1 rRNA gene is annotated in these 1844 nt (G+C 58.8%); it reads right to left on the minus strand.

Annotated elements, in window-relative coordinates:
- Positions 1–9 precede the first annotated feature (9 nt).
- Positions 10–1844 (minus strand): 23S ribosomal RNA (locus ACI79T_RS21015); the annotation flags it as partial.

Raw genomic sequence — 1844 nt, forward strand, 5'->3', positions numbered from 1 at the left:
TAGGTGTGTGTGGTCAAGCCCTCGGCCTGTTAGTACCGGTCAGCTCCACACCTTGCGGTGCTTCCACTTCCGGCCTATCAACCCGCTGGTCTGGGCGGGGGCCTTACCCGGTTAACCCGGTGAGAGACCTCATCTCGAAGCGAGCTTCCCGCTTAGATGCTTTCAGCGGTTATCCCTGCCGAACGTAGCTAACCAGCAGTGCACCTGGCGGTACAACTGGCACACCAGAGGTTCGTCCGTCCCGGTCCTCTCGTACTAGGGACAGCTCTTCTCAAGTCTCTTACGCGCACGGCGGATAGGGACCGAACTGTCTCACGACGTTCTAAACCCAGCTCGCGTACCGCTTTAATGGGCGAACAGCCCAACCCTTGGGACCTACTCCAGCCCCAGGATGCGACGAGCCGACATCGAGGTGCCAAACCATCCCGTCGATATGGACTCTTGGGGAAGATCAGCCTGTTATCCCCGGGGTACCTTTTATCCGTTGAGCGACACCGCTTCCACATGCCGGTGCCGGGTCACTAGTCCCAGCTTTCGCTCCTGCTCGACCCGTCGGTCTCGCAGTCAAGCTCCCTTGTGCACTTGCACTCGACACCTGATTGCCAACCAGGCTGAGGGAACCTTTGGGCGCCTCCGTTACATTTTGGGAGGCAACCGCCCCAGTTAAACTACCCACCTGACACTGTCCCTGATCCGGATCACGGACCGAGGTTAGACATCCAATTCGACCAGAGTGGTATTTCAACGGCGACTCCACGAACACTGGCGTGCCCGCTTCGCAGTCTCCCACCTATCCTACACAAGCCGAACCGAACACCAATATCAAGCTATAGTAAAGGTCCCGGGGTCTTTCCGTCCTGCCGCGCGTAACGAGCATCTTTACTCGTAGTGCAATTTCGCCGAGCCTGTGGTTGAGACAGCTGAGAAGTCGTTACGCCATTCGTGCAGGTCGGAACTTACCCGACAAGGAATTTCGCTACCTTAGGATGGTTATAGTTACCACCGCCGTTTACTGGCGCTTGAGTTCTGAGCTTCGCCCCGAAGGACTAACCCGTCCCCTTAACGTTCCAGCACCGGGCAGGCGTCAGTCCGTATACATCGTCTTACGACTTCGCACGGACCTGTGTTTTTAGTAAACAGTCGCTTCTCACTGGTCTCTGCGGCCACCCACCGCTGCCCACCGCAAGGATGATGACAGTAGATGGCCCCCCTTCTCCCGAAGTTACGGGGGCATTTTGCCGAGTTCCTTAACCACAGTTCGCTCGATCGCCTCGGTATTCTCTACCTGACCACCTGAGTTGGTTTGGGGTACGGGCCGCTCGGAACTCGCTAGAGGCTTTTCTCGGCAGCATAGGATCATCCAATTCGCCTCATTCGGCTATGCGTCGGGCCTCACCCTGTATGTGGAACGGATTTACCTATCCCACGGGCCACACCCTTGCACCGGTACTACCACTCACCGGTAGGACTACCTTCCTGCGTCACCCCATCGCTTGCCTACTACCAGTCCGGGTCCCCAGCTAATCCGGATTGCCCACAAGTGGGCGCACCGGCGTCGGTGGGTTAGCATCGCTGGGTTCAGCATGGGCGTTCCTTCGCGGGTACGGGAATATCAACCCGTTGTCCATCGACTACGCCTGTCGGCCTCGCCTTAGGTCCCGACTCACCCTGGGCGGATTAGCCTGGCCCAGGAACCCTTGGTCTTCCGGCGGGGGAGGTTCTCACTCCCCTCTCGCTACTCATGCCTGCATTCTCACTCGTGTGGCGTCCACGGCTGGATCACTCCGCCGCTTCCACCGCCACACGACGCTCCCCTACCCATCCACACACCTGGCCGGCACCCC

The sequence above is a fragment of the Blastococcus sp. SYSU DS0619 genome (assembly GCF_054051035.1).